The organism is Catellatospora sp. KI3 (genome assembly GCF_029948125.1).
In the GTDB taxonomy this organism is placed as follows: domain Bacteria; phylum Actinomycetota; class Actinomycetes; order Mycobacteriales; family Micromonosporaceae; genus Catellatospora.
The window spans coordinates 84,077-108,033 of the sequence record NZ_JASAMB010000011.1 but is presented as its reverse complement, the minus strand read 5'-3'; the positions used below and the strand labels follow the sequence as shown (position 1 = coordinate 108,033).

Below are 23,957 nucleotides of genomic sequence, written 5' to 3'. Positions count from 1 at the left end.
CCGGGCCGCCCGGATCGTCAACGCAGCCGTACGCGTGGATCGATGACCGCGTACAGCAGGTCGACGACGATGTTGGCGACCACCACGAACACCGAGGCCAGGATCACGGTGCCCATCACGGTCGGCAGGTCCCCGCCGTGCACGGCGTCGACCGTGGTGCGGCCCAGGCCCTGCAGGCCGAAAGTGGTCTCGGTGATGAAGGTGCCGCCCAGCGCGGAGCCGACGTCCAGGCCCGCGATGGTCACCAGCGGCGTGATCGCGGCCCGCAGCGCGTGCCTGCCGTGGACCTGCCAGGACGACAGGCCCTTGGCGCGCGCGGTACGCACGAAGTCCTCCGACAGCGTCTCCAGCATCTGCGCCCGCGACAGCCGCGCGTAGATGGCCGAGAACAGGAACGCCAGCGCCATCCAGGCCAGCACCAGCCCCGAGGCCCAGTCCAGCGGATCCTCCAGCAGCGGCGTGTAGTGCGGCACCGGTATCCAGCGCAGCGTGTACGTGAACACCAGCAGCAGCACCGCGCCGACGAAGTACAGCTGCAGCGACGCCCCGGTCAGCGCGAACCCGACCGCCAGCCGGTCCAGCAGCGTCCCCCGGCGCAACGCCGAGATCATGCCGAGGCCGACGCCGAGCACCAGCCACAGCACCGCCGCCGGGATCACGATGCTCAGCGTCACCGGCAGCACCCGCTTGAAGGTGTCGGTGACCGCCTCGCTGCGGACGTAGGAGAAGCCCAGGCAGGGGGCGTCGCAGTGGCCGCCCTGGGCGGTGCCCAGGTCCCGGCCGACGAAGATGCCCTTCACGTAGCCGGCGTACTGCACCAGCTTCGGTTCGCGCAGGCCCAGCTCGACCCGCACCCGCTCCAGGCGCTCGGCCGTGCAGTTCTTCGGGCACATGCCGCTGACCGGGTCGCCCGGCAGCGCGAAGAACATCAGGAAGCTGAGCATGGTGACCGCGAACAGGACCAGCACCGCCGACAGCAGTCGCTTGACCACGAAACGGAACATGGCTACCTCGACGATCGGGGGTCGAGCGCGTCGCGCAGCGCGTCACCGAACAGGTTGAAGGCCAGCACCATCACGAAGATGGTGATGCCGGGGAAGAAGACGTACGCAGGGTCGGACTGCAGGTAGTTGATGCTCTTGTTGATCATCCGACCGAAGTCGGGGACGGGCTCGACCATGCCGACGTCCAGGAACGACAGCGCCGCCTCGGCGGTCACGTAGCTGGGCAGCGCCAGCGAGAAGGAGATCAGGATCGGCGCCCACAGGTTGGGCAGCAGCTGCTTGAACAGCATGTGCCCCAGGCCCGCCCCGGCGGCGCGGGCCGCCTCGATGAACTCGCGCTCCCGCAGCGAGATGACCTGCCCGCGCACCAGCCGGGCGGTGCCGGTCCAGCCGAACACAGCGAAGATCCCGACCAGCACCACGCCCCGGAACAGCGGCGGGATGTCGTCGCGGGGCCCGTAGAAGCGCAGCGCCACGGTCGGCACCACCGCCAGCGCGAACACCATGAACGGCATCGCCAGCGCGAAGTCCATGACCCAGCCCAGGATCGCGTCGACCCACCGGCCGAGGAAGCCCGCCGCCAGGCCGACGAGCACGCCGATGACGCTGGTCAGCGTGGCGGCGGCGGTCGCGATCAGCAGCGAGGTGCGCATGCCGTAGACCAGTCGGATGAAGATGTCGCGGCCGAGGTGCGGCTCCACCCCGAACCAGTGATCACCATCGATTCCGCCCGCGTAGCCCAGCGGCATGCCGAACCGGTCGAGCCGGGCCTTGAAGTCGTCGTACGGACCGATCCCGTACGCCCACTCGATCAGCGGCGCCCCCAGTGCGATGACCAGCATCAGCACGATCACCGCGGCGCTGACCACGGCGACCCTGTCCTTCTTCAGCCGTGCCCAGGCGAGCCGGCTGGGCGAGCGCCCGGCCACCTCGGGCGCGACCGGCGCGGCGGGCTCGGCCGGGGGCGGGGCGGGGTTGAGGTCGACCTCAGCCGGCAGCGCCATGGGCGGCCTCGCCTTCTGCGTGTGCGGACTCGGGTTCGGGGAAGTGGCAGGCCACCGCCTGGCGGCTGCCTCCGCGCGGGACCAGCTCCGGCTCGGCGCTGGCGCAGATCTCCTGCGCCTTCCAGCACCGGGTGCGGAACCGGCAGCCCGACGGCGGGTCGGTGGGCGCGGGCACCTCGCCGGTGAGCCGGATGCGCCCCTGGCCGCCCTCGCCGAGCTCCGGCACGGCCGACAGCAGGGCCCGGGTGTACGGGTGGCGCGGGGCGGCGTAGATGTCCTCGCGGTCGCCGGACTCGACGACCTTGCCCAGGTACATCACCGCGACGCGCTGGCAGAAGTGCCGCACCACGGCCAGGTCGTGCGCGATCAGCACGAACGTCAGCCCCAGGTCGCGCTGCAGCCCGCGCAGCAGGTTGACCACCTGCGCCTGCACCGACACGTCCAGGGCGCTGACCGGTTCGTCGGCCACGATCAGGCGCGGGTTGAGCGCGAGCGCGCGGGCGATGCCGATGCGCTGGCGCTGGCCGCCGGAGAACTCGTGCGGGTAGCGGTTGTAGTGCTCGGGGTTGAGCCCGACCAGCTCCAGCAGCTCCTGCACGCGGCGCCGGGTGCCGCCGGGCGGCTTGATCCCGTTGACCTCCAGCGGCATCGCCACGATCGAGCCCACGGTGTGGCGCGGGTTCAGCGAGCCGTACGGGTCCTGGAACACGATCTGGATGTCGCGGCGCAGCGGCCGCAGGGCCCGTCCGCGCAGGTGGGTGATGTCGCGGCCGTCGAAGGTGATCGACCCGGCGGTCGGCTCCAGCAGCCGTACCAGCATCCGGCCGGTGGTGGTCTTGCCGCAGCCGGACTCCCCGACCAGGCCCACCGCCTCCCCGGGCGCCACCGACAGGTCCACCCCGGACACCGCCTGCACCGGCGGCCCGCCGCGCACGGCGAACTCCTTGGTCAGCCCTTCCACCTTCAGCAATGGGGAGGTCATGCCGAAACCCCGGTCTCGGTGCGGGCCGCGCGCCGGTCGGCGGCGGGCAGGTGGCAGGCGGCCAGGTGCCCGGCCTGGCCGGAGGGCAGCAGCTCCGGCACGCGCTCGCGGCTGGCGCCGCCGGTGCGGTCGGCGAACCGGCAGCGCGGATGGAACGCGCAGCCGCCGGGCAGGTGGACCAGGCTGGGCGGGTTGCCGGGGATCGGCACCAGGTCGCCGGCGACCGGACCGCGCAGGGTGGGCACGCTGGCCAGCAGGCCCCAGGTGTACGGGTGCTGCGGGTCGCCGAGCACCTGCGCGGCGCTGCCCTGCTCGACGGCGCGGCCGCCGTACATGACGAGCACGTCGTGGGCGACCTGCCGGACCACGCCCAGGTCATGGGTGATCATGATGATCGCGGACTGGTACTCCCGCTGCAGGTCGGCCAGCAGGTCGAGGATCTGCGCCTGCACGGTGACGTCGAGCGCGGTGGTCGGCTCGTCGGCGATGAGCACCTTGGGGTTGTTGACCAGCGCCATCGCGATCATCGCCCGTTGGCGCATGCCGCCGGAGAACTCGTGCGGGTACTGGTCGACCCGGCGCTGCGGCTGCGGGATGCCGACCCGGCCGAGCAGGTCGATCGCATGCCTGCGCGCGGCGGCCCGGCCGACGCCCTTCTGGTGCACCCGGTGCGCCTCGGTGATCTGGCGCCCCACGGTGTAGTACGGGTGCAGCGCCGACAGCGGATCCTGGAAGATCATCGCGAGGTCGCCGCCGCGCAGCCTGCGCCGCTCGGGTTCGGGCAGCGCCTGCAGGTCGACGCCGTCGACCAGGATCCGGCCGCCGATCTCGCTGCGGCGGGGGTCGTGCAGGCCCATCACGGCCAGCCCGGTCACGGTCTTGCCGGAGCCGGACTCGCCGACGATGCCGAGGGTGCGGCCGCGCGCCACGGAGAACGACAGGTCGTTGACCGCGCGCACCACTCCGTCGGAGCTGCGCAGGCGCACGGTCAGGTTCTCGACCCGCAGGTACGGCACGCTCACCAGTTCGCCTGGGCCGGTGCCGGGGGCAGCGGGGCGGTGGCCGGGCGCATCACGTAGGCCACGCCCCGGCTGCTGTTGAGCCAGGCCGCCTCGAACGCGGCCCGCCCGGCGGTCTTGCGGACCCCGGCGTCGGTGGCGGCGTGCGGGTCGTTGAGGACCGGGTCGCCGCCGGCGCTGAACCCGGCCAGCACCAGCAGGTGCCCGTTGGTGCCGTAGTCCAGGCCCGGGATCTCGCCCTTCTTGAACGACAGCGACAGCACCAGCGGGATGCCCGCGGCGATGAACGCCTCGGCCTCGTTGAGGCTGCGCAGCCGGGTGATGAACCCGTCCAGGCCGCGGGTGGCCGCGTAGGCGGGGTTGAACGGCCAGTTGCCGGTGCCGTCGTAGGCGTAGTCGAAGGTCTGCCGGGCGGCGTGGTCGACCCACGGCGCCGGGTCGGCGTCGTCGACCCAGGCGTAGTCGGCCGGGCCGGGCAGCGCGTTCCACCAGGCCAGGACCATCGAGGTGGAGGTGGGGCTGCACCAGGCCTCGCCGCCGCCGTTGTACTCCGGGTAGTGCCCGTCGTGGACGTTCTGGGAGTACTGCGGGACGGCCAGGACGGTGCCCCGGGCCTGCGCGGGGGTGCTGGCGGTGAGCTTGCCGGGCGCGGGCAGCCGCGAGACCGCCGCCCCGGCCGAGCGCAGCGCCGGGGTGAGCGTGCCGCCCGCCGGGCGCAGCAGCGTGATCCGCAGCTGCCAGGAGGTCCAGCCGCGGCCGGCGGCCGCGATGAAGGTGTCGACCGAGACGTTGCCGTCGGCGTCGGCCTGGCCGGGCACGGAGGTGCGCCGGATGCCGGAGTCGGCGTCGGCCCAGCGGCCCAGCACGTACCACTTGGTGGTGGTGCCCGCCTCGGTGGTGCCGCGCAGTTCGATCTGGACCCAGGTCCCGGCCGGGGCGCTCGCGTTCCAGGACGGGATCGCCTCGGTCGCGGCGAACCCGGGCGCGGCCCAGGGCGAGGTCCAGGTGGCGTAGTCGTAGTCGGCCGCCGCGCCGGTGTGCGGGTCCTGGTAGGACAGCCGCCCCGCCGCGGTGCCGACGACGAGGGTGTCGCCGCTGGCGACGGTGCCCGCGCCGGTGCCCGTGGCGAACGCCGCCGCACCGGACCAGCGGTGCAGCCTGATGTCGCGGTTGTTCGGCTGCGGTTTGGCCGCTGCCATGGCTTCCTCCCCCAGTGGGAGCGCCGCCGCGCCTGCCGCGATCATCGCGGCGCGCACTACGGTGCGTCGATCCATACTCCCGGCTCCATCCCCGACAGGTTGATGAAGGAATATGGTCAGGAAGCCTGGCACAGGCGGAGATTCTTTACAAGAGCCAGATCGCGCCGTATGGACACGGCTCGGTCACAGGTGTGCGGCGGTGCTGCCGGGTCTGTCCGAAGCAGTCGCCGGTAGCCGATCTGTCCGTTCACGCACACTCAGTGTCAGCGGTCGATGCCTGCCCCGCGCCGACCGTACCGCAACGGTTCCGGTCCCGCAGCCCTGTCCGGCGAGGCGGGCCGCCGCCCGGCGGGACGGCGGCCCTGGACGGTGCGCGGCCGGTCAGGCCACGCCCTCGAACACCACCTGGGTGTCGTTGTGCGCGGCGGTGCCCCACACGGCGTCGTACGAGCCGGTGTCGCCGGCCAGGTAGTAGCGGAACCAGTCGGTCAGCAGCCGCCGGGCCAGCGTCAGCTGCGCGGCGCGGGTGATCGTGCCGCTGTCGCAGAAGGTCCCGTTGGCGTCCATGAAGCCGCAGTGGAACCCGCCGGTGATGGTGCGCAGCTGCTTGGGCGCGCCCTTGCCGTTGTAGATCTTGCGCTGGTGGTCGGCGATCGGCGCGATGGTGTCCGACGAGCCCGCGACCAGCATCATCGGCACGCGCACCGAGGCGGCGGCGGTCGCCGCGGACGGGTTGGTCTCGGCGGCGGCCAGGTTGGCCACGGTGGTGACGGCCGGGTTGCGCGAGGCGGCCAGCACGCTGGCCCCGCCGCCCATCGAGTGCCCGGACAGGCCGAGCTTGGCGGTGTTGATGTGCGCGTTGAACCGCGAGCCCGCGGTGGTGTCCTGGGCGACCAGCCAGGCCAGCTGGGCGTTGAGGTCGTCGGCGAAGGAGCCGTGGCTGGGGAACAGGCCGCCCTGCGAGGTCGGCGCGGCCACCACGAAGCCCCAGGAGGCCAGGTGGGACATGGTGCCGTAGTACTTGCCGACCGTCTGCAGGAAGCCGTGGCCGAACGCGACGGCCGGGAAGCGGCCCGCCGCGACGGCGGCGTTCTGCCCGGCGGTCGTGGCCGGGTAGTAGATGCGGGCGCTGAAGGAACGCCCCGACGCGCTCACCGACGCGTCGACGTAGCCGACCGCGTACGAGCCGGGCACGGACGTGTCGGCCGCCGCGGCGGGGGACGCCGTGCCGACGAGAGCGCCGGTGAGCAGCGTGAGGACGAGGATCGCTCGCCTGAACATAGATGCTCCTCTATTAGGGAACGGGTTCCCATAGTGGAACACCGTTTCCCTAAGAGAAACAAGAGGGTCTATGTGCCAACCGTCGCGGCGAGCCGCGCCAGCGCGTCGGCCAGGTCCACCACGTCGGCGTACTTGGCGTCCAGGTCGAACAGGTTCGCCTCGTGCGGGCCGGAGTCCCGGTCGGCGCACGCCTGGCGTACCACCATCGGCCGGAATCCGTGCTGCAGCGCGTCCACGGCCGTGGCCCGGACGCACCCGCTGGTGGAGAAGCCGCCGACCACGACCGTGTCCACGCCGTTGGCCGTCAGCCACGCCGCCAGCGCCGTGCCCGCGAAGGCGCTGGCGTAGTGCTTGAGCACCACGTGCTCACCGAGCGCGGGCGCCAGCTCGGCTGGGAACTCCCCCAGCGGGCCGCCTGCCGCGAACACCGACAGGACCGGCACCTTCGCGGCGAACAGCGGCGCCTCGGCGCAGCTGCTGTCGGCGTACCGCACACCGGTCAGCACCACCGGGACGCCCGCCACGCGCGCGGCCGCCAGCAGCGCGGACATCGCGCCGACCGCGGCCGCCCCGGTGTCCAGGAACAAGGGCGAACCCTCGACCGTGTACGCGACCACCGGGTCGACCAGCAGCAGCGCCGGCCGCCGCCCCCAGCCCAGCCGCCGGGCGAACCCGGCGGCGGCGTAGTCGGCGTCCAGCTCCATCAGATGACCCCCTGCTCGCGCAGGTCGCCACGCTCGGCCTCGGACAGCCCGAGCAGCTGCCCGTAGACCTCGTCGTTGTGGCTGCCCAGCGTCGGCCCCGCCCAGCGGACCGAACCGGGGTCGGCCGACAGCCGGGGTGCGACGTTCTGCATGGGCAGCTCGCCGAAGTCCGGGTGCGGCACCTTCACGATCGCCTCGCGGGCGGCGAAGTGCGGGTCGGCCAGCATGTCCTTGGCCGTGTACACGCCGCCGGCGGGCACGCCCGCCTCATGCAGCGCCGCCAGCAGCTTGTCCGACTGCCGGGTACGCGTCCACGCGCTGATCAGCTCGTCGAGCTCGGCCTGGTGCGCCCCCCGCGCCCCGTGCGTGGCGTAGCGGACGTCGGCGGCCAGCTCCGGGGTGCCCATGACCTCGCACAGCCGCCCGAAGACGGTGTCCTGGTTCGCCGCGATCAGCACCTCGCTGCCGTCGGCGGTCGGGTAGGCGTTGCTCGGGGCGACGTTGGGCAGGATCGCCCCGGTGCGCTCGCGCTGGTACCCGGCCACGGCCCACTCGGTGACCAGCGACTCCATCATCGCCAGCACCGCCTCGTAGATCGCCGAGTCGACGACCTGGCCCCGCCCGGTGCGGGTGCGGGCGTGCAGCGCGGCGAGGGTCCCGTACGCGGCGTAGGTGGCCGCGAGGGAGTCGCCCAGCGAGATGCCCGAGCGCGACGGCGGCCGGTCGGCCTCGCCGGTGACGTACCGGATGCCGCCCATGGCCTCGCCGATGGAGCCGAACCCGGCCCGGGGCGAGTACGGCCCGGTCTGGCCGTAGCCGGTGACGCGCACCAGGATCAGCCGCGGGTTGATCTCCGACAGCTGCTCGTAGCCCAGCCCCCAGCGTTCGAGGGTGCCGGGCCGGAAGTTCTCCAGCAGCACGTCGGACTGCGCGACCAGCCGCCGCAGCAGGTCCTGCCCGGCCTGCGTGCGCAGGTTGCAGGTGACCGACTTCTTGTTGCGGGCGACCACCGGCCACCACAGCGACTGCCCGTGCGGTTTCTCGCGCCCCCACTGGCGCATCGGATCGCCCTTGCCCGGGTCCTCCAGTTTGATGACTTCTGCGCCGAAGTCGCCCAGCAGTTGACCGCAGAACGGTCCTGCCAGCAGAGTGCCGGTCTCGATGACCCTGATGTCGGATAGTGCGCCTGTCACGGCCGCATCCTATGCTTTGGAAACACCGTTTCGCTAGAGGAACCAGCCGGAGGAGCACCCGTGTCGCAGATCGTAGAGGTCGGGCCCCGCGACGGGCTGCAGAACGAGAAGACGCTGCTGCCCACCGCCGTGAAGGTCGAGTACATCACCCGCGCCGTCGCCGCGGGCGTACGCCGCATCGAGGCGGTCGCATTCGCCCACCCCGCCCGCGTACCGCAGATGGCCGACGCCGAGGCCGTGCTCGCCGCCGTACCCCGACCCGCCGGAGTCTCCTACATCGGCCTGGTCCTCAACCGGCGCGGCCTCGACCGCGCCCTGGCCAGCGCCGGCGTCGACGAGGTCAACTACGTGGTCGTCGCCACCGACGAGTTCTCCCAGCGCAACCAGGGCATGGACACCCGCGCCTCGCTCGCCCAGTGGGCCGAGGTCGGCGCCGCCGCCCGGCAGGCCGGGCTGCGCACCACGCTGACCATCGCCGCCGCGTTCGGCTGCCCCTTCACCGGCGAGGTCAGCACCGAGCGGGTACGCGAGATCGCCGAACTCGGCCTGGCCGGGCAGCCCGACGAGATCTGCCTCGCCGACACCATCGGCGTCGGCGTACCCCGCCAGGTCGCGGCGCTGGCGTCGGCGGTCCGCCCGCTCGCACCCGATGTGGCGCTGCGGGCGCACTTCCACAACACCCGCAACACCGGCTACGCCAACGCGGTGGCGGCGCTGGAGCACGGGTTCGGCGCCCTGGACGCCAGCACCGGCGGCATCGGCGGCTGCCCCTTCGCACCCGCCGCGACCGGCAACATCGCCACCGAGGACCTCGCCTGGCTGCTTGAGCGCTCCGGCGTCGACACCGGCACCGACCCGGCCCTGCTGGCCGCCACCGGCACCTGGATCGCCGACCAGCTCGCCATCACCGCCCCGGCCCTACTCGGCCGCGCGGGCGCCTTCCCCACCCCCTGACCCCCACCCCGCGCCCCCGCCCGCCGCGCGGGGGCCCGGGTGCGCGGGGCGCCGCGCGGTGGGTGCAGTTTCGGGGAAAGTGCAGGAATCTTGGAGTGGATTCGTGCACTTTCCCCGAAACTGCAGCCCGGGGTCAGCGGGAGCGGGCGGCGAGATCGGACAGGTCGGACATCAGTCGGTCGCGGGCGGCGAACAGGTCGTCGGCACCGGCGCGTAGCTGGGTCAGCGTCTGCTCATCCGACTCCAGTCCGAGCACCTCCACGTCGTACAACGTGTGGTCTTCGCCGTCAGCGTCCTCGGCCCACGCCTTGATCCCCACCTCCCAGCCCAGCCGCCGGGTGTGACGACACCCCACCGACGCGAGCAGGCGCAGGCCGCCCCACAGGTCCGCGTCCAGCCACCAGTCGAGATCGACCCCGTCACCCTTGTGGAGGGTGTAGGCCCAGCCGTCCTCACGGAACTCGATCGATGCCATCTGGCACGACGAGTTCACCTCCAGCACCTCAGGCCGGGTCAGCAGCCAGCGCCGCAGCTCTGTCATCACATTCGAGACATGAACGACGCCTTGCAGCGTCCGCAGCATGTCCGGGCCGGCCATCCGGCCCTCCACCACGGTCATGGGCACCCCTCATCCGCACGATCCGCAACATAATCACAGATGATCGCCACCCACGGCTGACTGCCGGCGGGGCCGTCGCCCTTGCCGCAACGGTAGGCTGCCTGCGTGACAGCGCACGGGGGCGAGCGCTTCGCCGCAGCGGCGCTGGCGGCGGGGGCGCTGTTCACCGACGCCGCCGGGCGGGTGCTGCTGGTGAAGCCGGGGTACAAGCACGGGTGGGAGATCCCGGGCGGCTACGTCGACTCCGGCGAGTCACCGCTGGCCGCGTGCCGCCGGGAGCTGCTGGAAGAACTCGGCCGGGACCTCCCTGTGGATCCGCAGCCGCTGGTCGTCGACTGGGCACCGCTGGGCGCGGACGACAAGGTGCTGTTCATCTTCGACGGCGGTGTCCTGTCCGAAGACGACCTGGCCGCATTCGTCTTCGCCGACGGCGAGATCGTCGAGGCCCGTTTCATCGACGCGGCTGCCCTCGACGACTACGTCCCCCGCCGCCTGGCCGACCGGCTCCGCCTCGCCCTACAGGCCCGCGACCAGCACCGCTTCCTCTACATCGAGCACGGCACCCTCCCTTAGCGACCTCCGCGCTTTGTCTTTCGTGCAGTTTCGGGGAAAGTGCGGGAATGGGTGCCAAGATTCGTGCACTCTCCCCGAAACTGCACGCCCGGCTGGGCCGGGGCGCGCACGTCGCGAGGACGGGTCGTCATGATCAGACGAACAATCTGATCACGATGGCGATCAGCAGCAGGATCAGCACGATCCCGCCGATCGCCCAGCCGATCGAGGCGCTGACGACGACCATGCTGGATTTCAGGACGGCGACCGGGCCGTCCGGCTCGGGCCTGCCCGCTGGCTGCGGGGTACGGCGGCGCGGAAACAGGCCGCCGGCGCAGACCGCCCCCGCCACCGGCAGCAGTACGCAGACCAGCCAGGTGGTGTACAGGGCGCCGGGGTCGTGCCGGTGGCGGCTCGCCGACATGGCCGGGGCGACCTCGGCCAGCAGCCACGCCACGCCGGTCACCGCGGCACCGTACGCCAGCAGCAGCCCGGCCGCGCCCCACGCGGCGGCCAGCGCCCGCCCGCGCCGCAGCGACAGGAGGCTGTGCAGCGCGGTGCCGAGCACGATCCCGGCGGCGTAGCAGGCGATGATCCCGAAGCCGTCGTCGCGCAGCCCCCGCTGCGCCTGGTACAGCCACTCCGCCGAATATGCCTCGTCGCTCAGCCACACGGCGGCGGCGACGGCGGCCGCCATGGCCACGACGGAGATGACGACGCGCGACGGACGTACTCGAAGATCACTCACGGTCCGGGAGGCTATCCCCCGCCCGCAACCTCCCCACCGCGCCCCCGGGCGCGTGCGGCTTTGGGTGCGGTTTCAAGGAAAGTGCACGAACACTGGCTCCGATTCCTGCACTTTCCCGAAACAGCCGATACGCGGCGATCGCGCAGGTCAGCGGGCGACGAAGCGGCCCGACGGGGTGCCGACGACGGCGCCGCCGGTGTAGGCGACGCGGCCGCCGACCACGGTCGTCACCGGCCAGCCCTTGACCTTGTGGCCCTCGAACGGGCAGTGGTCCTGGCCCGACAGCAGCAGGTCGGTGGTGACCTCCTGCTCCAGCTCCGGGTCGACGATGGTGAAGTCCGCGTCCGCGCCGACCATCAGGCTGCCCTTGCGCCCGCCCAGGCCGTACGCCCGCGCGGGGTTGCCCGAGGCGAGCTCGGCGACCCGCTGCGGCGACAGGCCGCGCTTGTGCATGCCCTCGCTGAGCAGGATCGGGTACAGCAGCGCGGTGCCGCCGAAGCCGGGCAGCGCCGGCCACAGCGCGTCGCCCTTGTGCTCCTCCATGCAGCAGGCGTGGTCGGAGGCGACCCAGTCGACGGTGCCGTCGAGCACGGCCGCCCACAGCGCCTCGGTGTCGGAGACGGCGCGGATCGGCGGGTTCACCTTCGCGCCCAGGCCGCCCTTGCGGTCCAGGCTCTCGTGGTCCAGGCACAGGTGGTGCAGGGTGACCTCGCAGCGCAGGTCCAGCGACTTGTCGGCCTTGGCGGCGGCGGCCGCGGCGATCGCGTCGGCGCTGGACAGGTGCAGCAGGTTTACGGGGCAGCCGGTGGCGCGGGCCAGGGTGGTGGCCTCGCCGATGGCCACCTGCTCGGTCAGCGGCGGCCGGGCGTCGGAGTAGGCCTTCAGCGTCTGCGGGTCGCCGGCGGCGCGTACCCGGTCGATGAACAGGCGCATGAGCTCGGCCTGCTCGCAGTGCAGCGACAGCGAGACGCGGCGGCCCGCGCGCTGGTTGGCGGCGACGGCCTCCATGATCTGGTACAGGTGGCCGAGGTCGTACTCGTCGCTCATGGTGAAGGACTTGGCGTCGCGCGAGTCGGCGGAGAGGTTGAAGCCCTTGTAGAACATGTAGTACTTGAACGAGCTGACGCCGTGCTCGTCGACCAGCGACGGGACCTCGCCGACCTGCGCGGTGTCCATGGGCGCGAGGTGGAAGCCGTAGTCGGTCCAGGCGTGCCCGGCGACGGCGTCGAGGACCTGCGGGAAGATCTCCGCGTACGGCCCGGTGCGGTTGAGGTAGTGCTGGCCGGTCCGGAAGTAGGACAGGACCGTGCCCACTCCGCCGACCAGCGACGAGCGGGTCTCCTCCGCGGCGTCCAGGGCCAGGTCACGGTAGATGCCCAGGTGGTAGTGGGCGTCGACGGCGGCCGGGAAGACGAGCTTCCCGTTCGCGTCGAGGACCTGGTCGGCCTGCGCGGCGGGGATGTCGTCGGCGATCGCGGCGATCCGCCCGTCGCGCACACCCAGATCAGCGCGTACGGTGCCGACATACGGCAGGACGAGCGTCCCGTTCTTGACCAGCAGGTCGTAGCGGTCCACGGCGATTACCTCCCAGAGCTGCGTTTCGCACACTGTAACGAGGTTTCCATTTTCCGGGTAGAGCCGCTACCGTTGCGCCATGCCGCCCCCAGCCCTGTCCGGTGTCACCGTCATCGACGCCGCGACCCTGTTCGCCGGCCCGCTCGCCGCGACGATCCTCGGCGACTACGGGGCGGACGTCATCAAGATCGAACACCCGGCCAAGGGCGACCCGTCGCGCGGCCACGGACCGTCCCGCGACGGCGTGCCGCTGTGGTGGACCATGCTCGGCCGCAACAAGCACGCCGTCACCCTCGACCTGGGCCGCCCGGAAGGCGCCGAGCTGGCCAAGCGGCTGCTCGCCGACGCCGACGTGCTGATCGAGAACTTCCGGCCCGGCACCCTCGAACGCTGGGGCCTGGGACCCGAGGTGCTGTACGAGCTCAACCCCCGGCTGATCATCGCCCGGGTCACCGCGTTCGGCCAGTCCGGCCCGTACGCCCACCGCCCCGGCTTCGGCACCCTCGCCGAGGCGATGAGCGGCTTCGCCGCGATCACCGGCCAGCCCGACGGACCCCCCACCCTGCCCCCGTTCGGGCTCGCCGACGGAGTGTCCGCGCTGACCTGCGCGCAGGCCGTGCTCACCGCGCTCTACCACCGCGACCACAACGGCGGCACCGGCCAGGTCGTCGACCTGGCCATCATCGAACCGCTGCTCACCGTCCTGGGCATGCAGGCCATGGCGTACGACCAGCTCGGGCTCGTCCAGCCCCGCACCGGCAACCGCTCGGTCAACAACGCCCCGCGCAACACCTACCGCACCCGCGACGGCCGCTGGGTCGCGGTCTCCACCAGCGCCCAGGCCATCGCCGAACGGGTCATGCGCCTGGTCGGGCACCCCGAGGTCATCGACGAGCCGTGGTTCGCCAGCGGCGTCGGCCGCGCCGCGCACGCCGACCTGCTCGACTCCCACGTCGCCGCCTGGGTCGCGCAACGCGACCTCGCCGAGGTCAGCGAGGCATTCGACCAGGCCCAGGCCGCCGTCGCCCCGATCTACGACATCGCCGACATCTTCGCCGACCCCCAGTACACCGCCCTCGACTCGATCACCACCGTCGAGGACCCCGTGCTCGGACCGGTACGCATGCCCAACGTGCTCTACCGCATGTCCGAGACCCCCGGCCGCATCGGCTGGACCGGCCGCCCGCGCGGCGCCGACAACGACGCCGTCTACCGCGACCGCCTCGGCCTCGACGCCGACGAGCTGGCCGCCCTGCGCGAGAGCGGAGTGATCTGATGCAGAGCCTCGACCTGGACTCCCACGAGCTGATGCCCTCCCCCAGCGGCCGCAGCACCACCGCACCCTGGGACGCCGTACGCGGACGGCAGGTGCTCGACCTGGCCCAGCCCATGCGCCGCGGCATGCCCCAGTCGCCCAACCACCCGCCGTTCCGGATGGCCCTGGAGCGCCGCCACGGCGACATGGTCCGCCCCGACGGCGGCTCGGCCGCCAACGAGCTCATCGTCACCGGCGGCCACGTCGGCACCCACGTCGACGCCCTGGCCCACGTGTCCCAGGACGGGCGCCTGCACGGCGCCGTCGAGGCCGCCGGACTCCAGTCCCACCTGGGCTTCAGCGACCTCGGCATCGACACCTTCCCGCCCTACCTCGGCCGGGCCGTGGTGCTGGACGTGGCCCGGGTGCACGGCGTCGACGTGCTGCCCGCCGGGTACGAGATCACCCCCGAGGACCTGGCCGCCGCCGCCGACGGGCTGGAACTGAACCACGGTGAGACCATCCTCATCGGCACCGGCTGGTCGCGGCGTTGGCACGAGCACGACGCGTTCATCGGCGGCCGCGACGGCACCCCCGGACCCGGCGAGGCCGCCGCCCGGTGGCTGGCCGCGCACCGGCCCGTCGCCGTCGGCGGCGAGACCATCGCGTTCGAGCACATCCCGGCCGGTCGCGGCCACGCCGTACTGCCCGCGCACCGGGTGCTGCTGGTCGAGCACGGCGTCCACATCGTCGAGACGATGAACCTCGACGCACTGCTGCGCACCGGCGCCCGCGAGATCCTGCTGGTGCTCAACCCGCTGCCCATCGTCGGCGCCACCGGCTCCCCGGTCCGCCCCCTGGCGGTGCTGGCATGAACACCGACCGCGCGGTACACACCCTCGCCGACTTCGCCGTGAGCTGCCGCGACGGCGCCGTCCCCGACGGCGTGCCCGGCCGCGTCCTCGACATCCTCGGCCTGGCCCTGGCCGCCCAGGACGACCCCGCCGTGACCGCCGTCCTCACCTCCGTACGCCGCTGGGGCGGCACCGCCGAGGCGACCGTCATCGGCACCGGCGACCGGCTGCCCGCACCCGCCGCCGCGCTGGTCAACGGCGTGATGGCGCACGCGCTCGACTTCGACGACACCCACCTTCCGTCGGTGCTGCACCCCAGCGCCAGCATCGTGCCCGCCGCGCTGGCCGCCGCCGAGGCGACCGGCGCCGACGGCCCGGCCCTCGTGCGCGCGGTCGCCGCCGGCATCGAGATCTGCAACCGGCTCGGCATGGCCGCGTACGACCGCCGGCTGCGCAACTCCGTCTTCTTCGAGCGCGGCCTGCACGCCACCTCGATCTGCGGCACCATCGGCGGGGCGGCCGCCGCCGCGCTGCTGCACGGCCTGGACCCGGCCGGAGTCGCCCACGCGATGGGCATCGCGGCCAGCATGGGCGCCGGGCTGATCGAGGCCAACCGCACCGGCGGCACGGTCAAGAAGACGCACTGCGGCTGGGCCGCGCACGCCGCGGTCAGCGCGGCCGTGTTCGCCGCCGACGGGCTGACCGGCCCGCCGACGGTGCTGGAGGGGCGGTTCGGGTTCTTCGCCGCGTACACCGACGGGAAGTTCGACGCCGACGCGCTGCTCGGCGAGCTCGGCACGCGCTGGGAGCTGTCGCGGACCGTGTACAAGCCCTACCCGACCAACCACTTCACCCACCCGGGCATCGACTGCGCGCTGGCCCTGCGCGCGCGGGGGCTGGACCCGGCTGCGGTCGAGTCGGTCGAGCTGGGCGTGGCGGCACCGGTGCTGCGGACCATCGCCGAACCGGCCGCCGAGAAGGCCCGGCCGCAGACGGCGTACCACGGGAAGTTCTCCGGGCCGTACACGGTGGCGGCGGCCCTGCTCGGCGGCGGCGGGCTGGGGCTGAGCATGAGCGACTTCACCGAGCTGCGCCCGGACTGCCTGGCGCTGGCGGCGAAGGTCACCTGCGTGGCCGACGCGCGGGCGACCGAGCTGTTCCCGGAGGCGTTCGCGGCGGTGCTGCGCGTCCGCACCACCTCGGGTGAGCTGCTGGAGCACCGGGTGGACTCGTCGCGGGGCAGCTCCGCGCACCCGCTGACCGAGGCGGAGCTGGCGTTGAAGTTCAAGGTGAACACGGCCGGGGTGCTGCCGCCGGTGCAGGCGGCGCTGCTCACCGACCGCGCCTACCGGCAGTCCCCGGCGGCGCGGCTGCTGGCGACCTGCACGGTCGGCGCGGCCGCCTGAGTCAGGGCCGCAGGTCGGGGTCGACGGCGTCGGTGAGGTCCGGTTCGGCCGAGCCGTCGCCCTCGTACCGGGCGAGGAAAGCCGCCTCGATGGGGCGCAGCGACTCGACCAGGGCGTCGATCGGGTATCGGTCGACGAAGTGCGCCCCGGCACGCGACACGACCAGCACCGACAGCGGCGGGTCACCGGCGATCGGCAGGTCGGCGTAGACGTTGCCGCCCCAGAACAGGACGGGGTGCGCGCCGACGTCGGCGTAGCGGCCGGCTCCGGCGAGCATCAGCAGCTCGGTGCGGGTCCGGTAGAAGTCGGCGTGGTAGTCGTAGAGGTAGAGCTCCAGCGCCTCGTCGCGGTGCCGGGCCACGCAGCCGCCCGTCTTCACGCGGTCGGTCAGCAGCTCGCGAGGGGTTTTGCGCTGGTCGGCGCGCATCGCGGCGACGATGTGCGGGGAGTCGGCGAACGCGGTCAGGTCCCAGTCCGCGGCATCGCCCGCTGCGGCCCAGCCGGTCCACATGGCAGCCGGGTTCTCGATCACGTCGAGGCTCGGCGGTGGCGTGTCCAGCCAGGCCTCGAACCCGGTCCGGGACATCGGCACGCGGGTCGCGAGCATGAACGAACGGCCACTCATCAGCGTCTCCCTTGCCGTCGGCGGGCTGGTGTCCGGCGAGCGTAACCGAGTCACCTCCGCTACTGCGTCCTAGGAGGATGGGTCGATGGCCCATCCGGACCGTTCCGTTCCTCGCGGCCGCGGGCAGGACGCCACGCGGCGGCGGAGCGGGTCGGCCGGGCGGGGCCCGGCGGGGCCGGGCCCGGCGGGGCCGGGCGCGATGATCGCGGTCTCTGGTCGGAAGCTGGGCTCGAACTCGGTCGGATGACCAGAGACCGCGATCATCAGCGGCTTCACTCGCCAAGATCGGCGGTCGCGGCGTAGCCCTCCGGGTCCACCCCGCTGGGCGCAGTGGTGATGATCACGGCGTAGTAGGGCGGCTCGGGACGGTGTCGGTAAGGAGTGATCATGCCGTATGGTAATGGCACGGCGGGATTGTGGCGCAACGGATGTAGTTCGGTAGGCTCCGCCGATGCTGGGTGACGTGGTGCGGCAGATCAACCTGTGTCAGCTCGACGGTGTGGCCGTGACCGTGGACGGCGAGCCGATCCTGGTCGACGGCCAGGGCTGGGTGGTCGAGGTGCGCATGTACAGCCTGCGCAACTACAGCGGACCGGTGGCCCACCTGGTGCTGCCCGCCGATGCGGACGCCGCTGCCGCGCACGTCGCGGACGTGCTGCGCGGGCTGCGGGAGCCGGGCGCCGCGGCCGCCGCGCTGGACCGGCCGCTGGCCGAGACGTTCGGACTGCCCGAGGCGGTGTTCGACGAGAACCTGTTCGACCCGACGCCCGAGGACGTGCAGCGCCGCACCGCCGCACTGGCCGCCATGTCCGACCGCTTCCCCGCCGTCGCCGAGCGCTTCAGCCGCGTCTACGGCCTGCGCCTGCCCCGGCACCTCGCCGTCTTCGCCGCATTCTGGGACAGCCTCGACCGGCGCGAGCGCGACGCCATCGGCGACGTCGCCGGGCTGCACCCCTGGGGTGTCAGCGACTACTTCAAGACCGATGGACTGGCGCTGGTCGGCCGGGACGGGCTCGACGAGCGGCTGCACTGCCGGTTCCGCCGCGATCCGGCCGAGTTCGTGACCGTGCTCGGCGGCGACTCCGACGGCCTGCACTTCGGACTCTGGTACGACGACCCGGCCCAGCTGCCGTCCTTCATCGCCCACAACTGGGCTCGCGATTCGGCCGAGACCTGGACGTCGGGCCGCCCGACGCTGCTCGGCGAGATCAGCGCCTGGCTGGAGAAGTCCCTGGACGACAGCTACGGCGAGGAGGGTGACAAGCGCTGGCGGCTGCACCCGCTGCGGCGCGCGCTCGACTGGTTCGCCGAGGCTGACGCGGAGGCGCTGCGGGCTGACGGGGAACGGGTGTGGGCAGACGCCCCGCGTGCACAGGACACGGTGTCGATCGGCGCGGCCCTGCCCCCGGGCAGCGGCGATCCGCGCGGGGGCGAGCACCGGGCGCGCTTCGACGCGTACCGCGGGGACCATGCGGCGGTGCGGGGCTGGATCGGGCAGGCGCGGGCGGAGCTGGCCGCGGGCGAACCGGCGTTCGCCCTGGCGCTGGGGACTGAGCTGCACTGGCTGGACGCGGACGAGTTCCGGCAGGAGGCGCTGGAACTGCAGGTCGGGGCGTACCGGGCACTGGGACGCGGCGCGCTGGCCGACATAGCCGAGGTGCACTTCGCCCACCGCGACCTGCGCACGGTCGACGTCCTCGTCGCGGGCTGACCGGTCCTCCGTCAGAGGTAGCGGCGGGCGATGGACACCAGCTCCGGGCCGTCGGCGCCGCGGCGGGTGAGCAGTTCGCGCAGGCCGCGCAGGTCCTCGTCGTCGGCGTCCATGCCCTCCTCCTTTACCACCCGCTCCCACTCCGACCGGTCCGGCGCGGCCTTGAGCAGCAGCTCCAGCAGGATGACCGTCTTGCCCTTCACGACGCGCCGGAACCCGAGCGGGTCGAGCAGCCACGGCCAGCGCACCATGATCTCGACCAGGCGGGCCATCTCGGCGCTGTGCACCTGGGTGCCGCTGAGGCTGCTGGTGGTGGCGCCGAGTTCGTGCTCCAGCGCCATGTAGAAGCGCCACAGGTTGACGAAGGCCTTGATCTGGCGCGGGTTGCGGCCGGGCAGGTTCTGCACCGCCTCGTGCAGCGCGTCGCGTACGACCGGGATGTCCTCCAGCCGGTCCAGCACGCTCTCGGCGTTCTGCGTCGCGGGCGCCGTGGTCGTCGCAGCCGCGCGCTGGGCGGGGATCGCCGCCGCCACGACCGGCGGCGCCGGGGGCGCGGCGGGCGCGGCCTGGGGTTTCGGCTTGCGGAAGCCGCGCCTGCGGTCGGCGGGCGGGGCCTGCTCCTGCGGTACGACGACCCGGGACTGCACCCGGTTGGACAGCAGCAGCTGGTCCAGGTAGCTGCGCATGGCGATGTCGGTGACCCGGGGCAGCCGCACCGGCAGGTCGACGATCTTCTCCATGAACCGCCAGCCGGTGTGGCGCAGGTGCCGGTAGGTGACCGGGTCCTCCTTGGCCCGCTGGTCGATCGCGGGCAGGTGCGACTCCAGGTGCGCGGCGACCGTGGCCGGGTCCAGGCCCATCACGAAGATGCACGGGCCGAACGCCTTGGTGAGGAACAGGTTGATCGCCTCGATGGTGTCGGCGACGATGCCGGGGCTGCACCGGTCCATGTCGTCGATGAAGATGTACAGCGGCGAGTCGGCGATCAGGTCGATGACCTCGCGTACGTCGTGGCGCAGCAGGTACAGGTAGCCCCGGTCGGGCGTCTCCAGCGGGTCGCCCGAGGCGCCGTTGGCGCTGACCCCGCCCATGCGCGGGCCGCTGTCGGCCAGCGGGTCGTACCAGACGTTGAAGCCTTTGACGCTGGTGGCGACCAGCCGGATGACGATGCCGAGCGCGGCCAGGAAGATGAGCGCGGCACTGCCCAGGATCTTGTCCAGCTCGCCGGTGTTGACGATCGCCACCATCGTGGCGACCACCGCCGCCACCAGCGCCAGCGCCGCCGCACCGAGGCCGACGATGCCGCGCAGGGTGTGCGGACGGTAGCTGTCGAGGATCTGCTTGCGCACCTCGGCCGAGTTGGTGCGCTTGAGGTTGAGGTCGATGAACAGGCGCCGCCGCTCGGCCTGGGGCAGCCGCCGCGTGATCGCGGTGAGGATCTCGTTCGTGAGACCGGCCCAGATCTGGTTGCGCTCCTCGTACATCCACGGGTTGAACCAGGCCGTGATCGGGGTGGGCTTGCCGTCGGCGGGGCGCATCCGGTACGGCAGCTCGTTCTCGGCGGCGCGCTCCTGCAGCCGCTTCCAGGCCCAGGTCGGCGTCACGTTCGTGGTGACCGGCCTACCGGTCTCGGTCATGACCAGCCGGTGCGTCTGCAGCTCCTGCGGCGAGGGCTTCTCCCGGCTGCCGGGCGCGTCGACGGCCGCCCGGATCTGGCGCAGGATGCTGGACTTGCCCTGGCCCCAGGGCGCGTGCACGCCGACCACCACCGGCGCGATGGGCTCGGCCGAGCGCAGGGCGCTGACCAGTGTCTTGGTCAACGCGGCGCGGGCGAGCAGGTCCGAGTCGGCGGGCTGGTCCTGCAGCAGGATGGAGTTGGCCTCGACGGGAGACTCCAGCACCCCGCCGGAGGACAGCGGCTTGTCCTTGGAGATCGGCCAGAGCCGCAGCACGCCGTCGTGGCCGCCGCTGAGCAGGCCCGAGGTCACGTCCTCAGTCGCGCTGGGGTGCATGACGTGCAGGTCGCGCACGGAGGTGTCACTGCCCGCGGGCTTGGACGCCTGCCCGATCAGCTGGCCGTCCAGGTCCCACTTGAGCAGCTCGCCGTTGTCGCAGCCGCCGAAGACGAGCACGTCGTCCTGGGCGGTGCGGTGCATGGACACGGCGCGCACCTGGCGGTTGGAGCGGGTCTCCGGCGTCACCGGCATCGCGAACCGCTTGACCAGGACACCGATCTTGATGTCGTACAGCTCGACGTTGCCGTCGGTGCGCGCGACGACCACCAGGTTGGTGGTGTCAGGCCGCCCGGCCTGGCGGGGCGCGCCGCGCAGGGTCGCCACGTCGGCGATGGAGTCGGTCTCGATGGTGCGCTGCTCGCCGCCGAGCAGCGGGATGCGGAACAGGCCCTGGGTGGAGCCGATGACCACCCGGACCTCGTCGTCGGCGTAGCTGACCGCCAGCGAGGAGACCTCGCCGACCTCCTCAGCCAGGATCCGCATGTCGTTGGGGTCGTCGAGCGGGCAGGTGCGGACGGTGCCGTCGGGGCCGCCGCTGATGGCGTACCACCGGCCCTGGTGCTCGGCGGTGGCCAGGGCCCACACCTCGGCCTCGTGGCCCATGCGCAGCTCTTCGCGCCAGCCGGTCTCCGGGTGCCAGTCGTACACCCGGTGGTCGGCGCCGCCGCTGAGCAGGTGCGGGTTGTCGGGCGTGCCGCCGAAGGCCAGGGCGCGCACGGTGCTGTCGTGCCCTTCCAGCTTGTGGCGGTGCTGCTGGGTGGCCGGGTCGACGACGTAGATGACGCGGTTGACGCCGGCACAGGCGTAGAAGTCGCCGGACTCGGTGGTGCCGCCGGTGACCGCCCAGATGGTGTTCGGGATCCGGGTGACGTCGCGCTTCTGCTGGTCCAGCAGGACGCTCGAGGTCAACCGGTTGATCTTGATGTCGCCGTTGAAGTCGCCGGAGGCGACCAGGATGCCGTCGGGCAGGGTCTCGCAGGCCACCGCGTACACCTCGCCGCTGTGCAGCGCCACCTCGGCCGCCGGGCGCTCGGTCGGGCCGTCGTAGCGCCACAGCGACACCGGGCCCCGCGCCGAGGCCGTGACCAGCATCGACACTCCGGCGTCCACCACGTGGCCGAGCCGCCGGATGGTGCCGCCGGTGTGATATTCGCGCAGCTGCCGCAGCCGCCCCTCGCCGGTCGGCTGCCAGACCTTGAGCACCTGGTCGGAGCTGCCGGAGGCGATCAGCTGGTCGCCGTCGGGTCCGGCGGGCAGCGCGACGACGGTCCAGATCGGGCCGTTGTGGCCGCTGGTCACCACCGGTTCGGCGCCCGGATCGTCCAGGTTCCAGGTGAGGATCGCGCCGTCGGTCAGCGCGCAGGCCGCGTACGGCCGGCCGCCGTGCCGGTACAGGCACACCTTGAACGGGCGGGCGCTCAGCGCGGACACGTCGGCGACCAGCTCCGTGAACGGGTCCTTCGCCGCGTGCGGATCCCACAGGGACACCCCGGTCTCCCGCGCGACCACCACGACGTCGCCGCCGCCGGCGCCCCTGCCCACGGCGAAGTCCCGGATCTCGCCCCGGCCGTGGGCCAGCCGACGGATCTCATGCCCGTTGCCGGGGTTGATCTCCCGGATCTCGCCGTTGGGGCCGCCGACCAGCAGCCGGTCACCGTGCGTGCCGCCAGGCAGCGCCGCGAGCGCGGTCACCGGCACCCCGGCCGCCACGATCCGGATAAGCTGCCGCGACCTGGCCTCGATCAGATCGACACCCTGGCTTCGTCCGGCGGCGAGGATCAAATCTTGATCAACGCGCACAAAGGCCATATGGTCGATCTGGCCACTGAGCATCAGACCCGTTGCCTGCGTCACGCAATTCCCCCATCACCGTGGCGACATCAGCATAGGTGGATGACCTCACGTACAGTAGGCCACGATTACGACCGAGCCACGACGACCGGGTGCAGATGAAAGTGAAGATCACGGACGCGACAGGAGTCGGCCCGGTGACCACCACGCGCCAACCGCAGGAACAGGCCGAACTCACGCCCGCACCGTCGCGGTGGCGCCTGGAGGCGATGGACTGGATCGCGATCGGGCTGCTGCTCGGCGGCGGGATCGCCGTGGCGACCGGGCTGCTGCCGTACGGCGACGCCAGGGCCACGGTCTCGCGCATCCTGCCCCTGCTGGTCTTCCTCGGCTCGGTGATCATCCTGGCGGAGCTCGCCGCCCGCGCCGAGCTGTTCGACGTGATCGCCGTCAAGGTCACCGCGCTCGGCCGCGGCCGCAACGTCGCGCTGTTCCTGCTGTGCTTCGCCTTCGCCGCACTCAACACGATCTTCCTCAACCTCGACACCACCGCGGTCCTGCTGACCCCGGTGCTGCTGGCCACCGCCCGCCGGGCCAACACGGCCGCCCTGCCGCTGGCCGTGACCACCGTCTGGCTGGCCAACACGGCCAGCCTGCTGCTGCCGGTGTCGAACCTCACCAACCTGCTCGCCGCCGACCGCATCGACCTGGAGCCGCTGGACTTCGCCGCGAAGATGGCCCTGCCGCAGCTCGGCGCGCTGCTGTCGATCGGCCTGTGCCTGTGGCTGTTCTACTGGCGCAAGAACCCGCCCCGGTACGACGTCCCCGCGCCGCACCGGCCCGCCGACCCGCGCCTGTTCCGCATCGCGGCCGTCTGCGTCGCCGGGTTCATCGTCTGCATCCTGACCGGCGTCACCATCGAGATCGCCTCCATCGCGGGCGCCGTGGTGCTGCTGGCGGCCTTCCTGCTCTGGCGGCGCGCGGACCTGTCCTGGAGCCTGCTGCCCTGGCGCCTGCTGGTCTTCGTCACCGGGCTGTTCCTGGTCGTCGACACGATCAGCCGGCACGGCCTGTCCACGGTCATGTCCGCGCTGATCGGCACCGACCCCGGCACCGAAGGCGTGATCCGGGCCGCCTCCGTCGGCGCGGGCTCGGCGAACCTGCTGAACAACCTGCCCAGCTACGTCGCGGGCGAGTCGGTGATCCCGGTCGCCAACCACGACCAGCTCATCGGCCTGCTGATCGGCACCAACGTCGGGCCGCTGATCGTGCCGTGGGCGTCGCTGGCGACCATGATCTGGGCCGAACGCTGCGCCGCCAACGGGCTGCGCATCCAGTGGCGCCCGTTCATCCTGGCCAGCACCGTCGCCGCGATCCTCACCCTGGTCGCGAGCGTCGGCGGCCTCCTCCTCACCGCCCACTGACCGCGCGCGAAAGCCCCACCCACCCGCCCCGAGCACAAGGAA

20 protein-coding genes are annotated in these 23,957 nt (G+C 72.5%); 7 read left to right on the top strand and 13 right to left on the bottom strand.

Annotated features, from left to right (window positions below; genetic code table 11):
- Positions 1 to 17: 17 nt before the first annotated feature.
- From QEZ54_RS19185 to QEZ54_RS19150, 8 genes are all read right to left on the bottom strand, one after another.
- On the bottom strand, positions 18 to 1,004 hold the full coding sequence (locus QEZ54_RS19185) for an ABC transporter permease (RefSeq protein ID WP_281306026.1): 987 nt from the start codon (positions 1,002 to 1,004) through the stop codon (positions 18 to 20).
- Positions 1,005 to 1,006: 2 nt separating this feature from the next.
- Complete coding sequence (locus tag QEZ54_RS19180) at positions 1,007 to 2,008, bottom strand: ABC transporter permease (RefSeq protein ID WP_281306025.1); 1,002 nt, start codon at positions 2,006 to 2,008, stop codon at positions 1,007 to 1,009.
- On the bottom strand, positions 1,992 to 2,990 hold the full coding sequence (locus QEZ54_RS19175; protein ID WP_281306024.1) for an oligopeptide/dipeptide ABC transporter ATP-binding protein: 999 nt from the start codon (positions 2,988 to 2,990) through the stop codon (positions 1,992 to 1,994). The genes QEZ54_RS19180 and QEZ54_RS19175 overlap by 17 nt, the downstream gene beginning before the upstream one ends.
- Entirely contained in the window at positions 2,987 to 4,012 is a 1,026-nt protein-coding gene (locus tag QEZ54_RS19170; RefSeq protein WP_281306023.1) for an ABC transporter ATP-binding protein, read from the bottom strand. The genes QEZ54_RS19175 and QEZ54_RS19170 overlap by 4 nt, the downstream gene beginning before the upstream one ends.
- Complete coding sequence (locus tag QEZ54_RS19165; protein ID WP_281306022.1) at positions 4,009 to 5,208, bottom strand: C39 family peptidase; 1,200 nt, start codon at positions 5,206 to 5,208, stop codon at positions 4,009 to 4,011. The genes QEZ54_RS19170 and QEZ54_RS19165 overlap by 4 nt, the downstream gene beginning before the upstream one ends.
- A 381-nt stretch (positions 5,209 to 5,589) precedes the next feature.
- Complete coding sequence (locus QEZ54_RS19160) at positions 5,590 to 6,489, bottom strand: dienelactone hydrolase family protein (protein ID WP_281306021.1); 900 nt, start codon at positions 6,487 to 6,489, stop codon at positions 5,590 to 5,592.
- A 68-nt stretch (positions 6,490 to 6,557) separates the two neighbouring features.
- A complete protein-coding gene (locus tag QEZ54_RS19155; RefSeq protein WP_281306020.1) occupies positions 6,558 to 7,193 on the bottom strand; it encodes an isochorismatase family protein in 636 nt (211 codons plus the stop codon).
- Positions 7,193 to 8,386 carry a CoA transferase gene (locus tag QEZ54_RS19150; RefSeq protein ID WP_281306019.1) on the bottom strand — a complete coding sequence of 398 codons (1,194 nt, stop codon included), beginning with the start codon at positions 8,384 to 8,386 and terminating at the stop codon, positions 7,193 to 7,195. The genes QEZ54_RS19155 and QEZ54_RS19150 overlap by 1 nt, the downstream gene beginning before the upstream one ends.
- Before the next feature lie 60 nt (positions 8,387 to 8,446).
- On the opposite strand from QEZ54_RS19150, the gene QEZ54_RS19145 reads away from it, so the two are divergent.
- Positions 8,447 to 9,340, top strand: coding sequence for a hydroxymethylglutaryl-CoA lyase (locus QEZ54_RS19145; RefSeq protein ID WP_281306018.1), 894 nt, complete (start codon positions 8,447 to 8,449; stop codon positions 9,338 to 9,340).
- A gap of 133 nt (positions 9,341 to 9,473) precedes the next feature.
- Here the strand turns inward: QEZ54_RS19145 and QEZ54_RS19140 are convergent, their stop codons facing one another.
- The gene (locus QEZ54_RS19140) at positions 9,474 to 9,959 is read right to left on the bottom strand and encodes a hypothetical protein (RefSeq protein ID WP_281306017.1); all 486 of its coding nucleotides are present in this window, start codon (positions 9,957 to 9,959) and stop codon (positions 9,474 to 9,476) included.
- Positions 9,960 to 10,064: 105 nt separating this feature from the next.
- Here QEZ54_RS19140 and QEZ54_RS19135 point away from each other — a divergent pair, with 105 nt between their 5' ends.
- Positions 10,065 to 10,532, top strand: coding sequence for an NUDIX hydrolase (locus QEZ54_RS19135; protein WP_281306016.1), 468 nt, complete (start codon positions 10,065 to 10,067; stop codon positions 10,530 to 10,532).
- Positions 10,533 to 10,665: 133 nt separating this feature from the next.
- Here QEZ54_RS19135 and QEZ54_RS19130 read toward each other — a convergent pair whose 3' ends face one another.
- Positions 10,666 to 11,259 carry a hypothetical protein gene (locus QEZ54_RS19130; protein WP_281306015.1) on the bottom strand — a complete coding sequence of 198 codons (594 nt, stop codon included), beginning with the start codon at positions 11,257 to 11,259 and terminating at the stop codon, positions 10,666 to 10,668.
- Positions 11,260 to 11,406: 147 nt separating this feature from the next.
- A complete protein-coding gene (locus QEZ54_RS19125; protein WP_281306014.1) occupies positions 11,407 to 12,834 on the bottom strand; it encodes a dihydroorotase family protein in 1,428 nt (475 codons plus the stop codon).
- Positions 12,835 to 12,913: 79 nt separating this feature from the next.
- Between QEZ54_RS19125 and QEZ54_RS19120 the strand changes: the two genes are divergently transcribed.
- From QEZ54_RS19120 to QEZ54_RS19110, 3 genes are read left to right on the top strand one after another with little or no spacing between them, the layout of a single operon-like run.
- On the top strand, positions 12,914 to 14,110 hold the full coding sequence (locus QEZ54_RS19120; protein ID WP_281306013.1) for a CoA transferase: 1,197 nt from the start codon (positions 12,914 to 12,916) through the stop codon (positions 14,108 to 14,110).
- On the top strand, positions 14,110 to 14,964 hold the full coding sequence (locus QEZ54_RS19115; protein WP_281306012.1) for a cyclase family protein: 855 nt from the start codon (positions 14,110 to 14,112) through the stop codon (positions 14,962 to 14,964). The genes QEZ54_RS19120 and QEZ54_RS19115 overlap by 1 nt, the downstream gene beginning before the upstream one ends.
- The gene (locus QEZ54_RS19110) at positions 14,961 to 16,349 is read left to right on the top strand and encodes an MmgE/PrpD family protein (RefSeq protein WP_281306011.1); all 1,389 of its coding nucleotides are present in this window, start codon (positions 14,961 to 14,963) and stop codon (positions 16,347 to 16,349) included. Before QEZ54_RS19115 ends, QEZ54_RS19110 begins: the two co-directional genes overlap by 4 nt.
- 1 nt (position 16,350) lies before the next feature.
- Here the strand turns inward: QEZ54_RS19110 and QEZ54_RS19105 are convergent, their stop codons facing one another.
- Positions 16,351 to 16,974 (bottom strand): hypothetical protein, encoded by a 624-nt coding sequence (locus QEZ54_RS19105; protein WP_281306010.1) that lies wholly within the window; start codon positions 16,972 to 16,974, stop codon positions 16,351 to 16,353.
- A 451-nt stretch (positions 16,975 to 17,425) separates the two neighbouring features.
- On the opposite strand from QEZ54_RS19105, the gene QEZ54_RS19100 reads away from it, so the two are divergent.
- On the top strand, positions 17,426 to 18,685 hold the full coding sequence (locus QEZ54_RS19100; RefSeq protein WP_281306009.1) for an ADP-ribosylation family protein: 1,260 nt from the start codon (positions 17,426 to 17,428) through the stop codon (positions 18,683 to 18,685).
- 11 nt (positions 18,686 to 18,696) lie between these two features.
- On the opposite strand, the gene QEZ54_RS19095 is transcribed toward QEZ54_RS19100, so the two are convergent.
- Positions 18,697 to 22,500 (bottom strand): P-loop NTPase fold protein, encoded by a 3,804-nt coding sequence (locus tag QEZ54_RS19095; RefSeq protein WP_281306008.1) that lies wholly within the window; start codon positions 22,498 to 22,500, stop codon positions 18,697 to 18,699.
- A gap of 188 nt (positions 22,501 to 22,688) precedes the next feature.
- On the opposite strand from QEZ54_RS19095, the gene QEZ54_RS19090 reads away from it, so the two are divergent.
- Positions 22,689 to 23,915, top strand: a complete 1,227-nt coding sequence (locus QEZ54_RS19090; protein ID WP_281306007.1) for an SLC13 family permease — start codon at positions 22,689 to 22,691, stop codon at positions 23,913 to 23,915.
- Positions 23,916 to 23,957: the final 42 nt, after the last annotated feature.

What these genes read in the sequence shown, in the direction of transcription:
- QEZ54_RS19140 (WP_281306017.1), bottom strand. Translation starts at nt 9,959, where the DNA reads ATGACCGTGGTGGAGGGCCGGATGGCCGGCCCGGACATGCTGCGGACG.
- QEZ54_RS19120 (WP_281306013.1), top strand. Translation starts at nt 12,914, where the DNA reads ATGCCGCCCCCAGCCCTGTCCGGTGTCACCGTCATCGACGCCGCGACC.
- QEZ54_RS19165 (WP_281306022.1), bottom strand. Translation starts at nt 5,208, where the DNA reads ATGGCAGCGGCCAAACCGCAGCCGAACAACCGCGACATCAGGCTGCAC.
- QEZ54_RS19175 (WP_281306024.1), bottom strand. Translation starts at nt 2,990, where the DNA reads ATGACCTCCCCATTGCTGAAGGTGGAAGGGCTGACCAAGGAGTTCGCC.
- QEZ54_RS19180 (WP_281306025.1), bottom strand. Translation starts at nt 2,008, where the DNA reads ATGGCGCTGCCGGCTGAGGTCGACCTCAACCCCGCCCCGCCCCCGGCC.
- QEZ54_RS19105 (WP_281306010.1), bottom strand. Translation starts at nt 16,974, where the DNA reads ATGAGTGGCCGTTCGTTCATGCTCGCGACCCGCGTGCCGATGTCCCGG.
- QEZ54_RS19100 (WP_281306009.1), top strand. Translation starts at nt 17,426, where the DNA reads ATGCTGGGTGACGTGGTGCGGCAGATCAACCTGTGTCAGCTCGACGGT.
- QEZ54_RS19160 (WP_281306021.1), bottom strand. Translation starts at nt 6,489, where the DNA reads ATGTTCAGGCGAGCGATCCTCGTCCTCACGCTGCTCACCGGCGCTCTC.
- QEZ54_RS19155 (WP_281306020.1), bottom strand. Translation starts at nt 7,193, where the DNA reads ATGGAGCTGGACGCCGACTACGCCGCCGCCGGGTTCGCCCGGCGGCTG.
- QEZ54_RS19115 (WP_281306012.1), top strand. Translation starts at nt 14,110, where the DNA reads ATGCAGAGCCTCGACCTGGACTCCCACGAGCTGATGCCCTCCCCCAGC.
- QEZ54_RS19185 (WP_281306026.1), bottom strand. Translation starts at nt 1,004, where the DNA reads ATGTTCCGTTTCGTGGTCAAGCGACTGCTGTCGGCGGTGCTGGTCCTG.
- QEZ54_RS19110 (WP_281306011.1), top strand. Translation starts at nt 14,961, where the DNA reads ATGAACACCGACCGCGCGGTACACACCCTCGCCGACTTCGCCGTGAGC.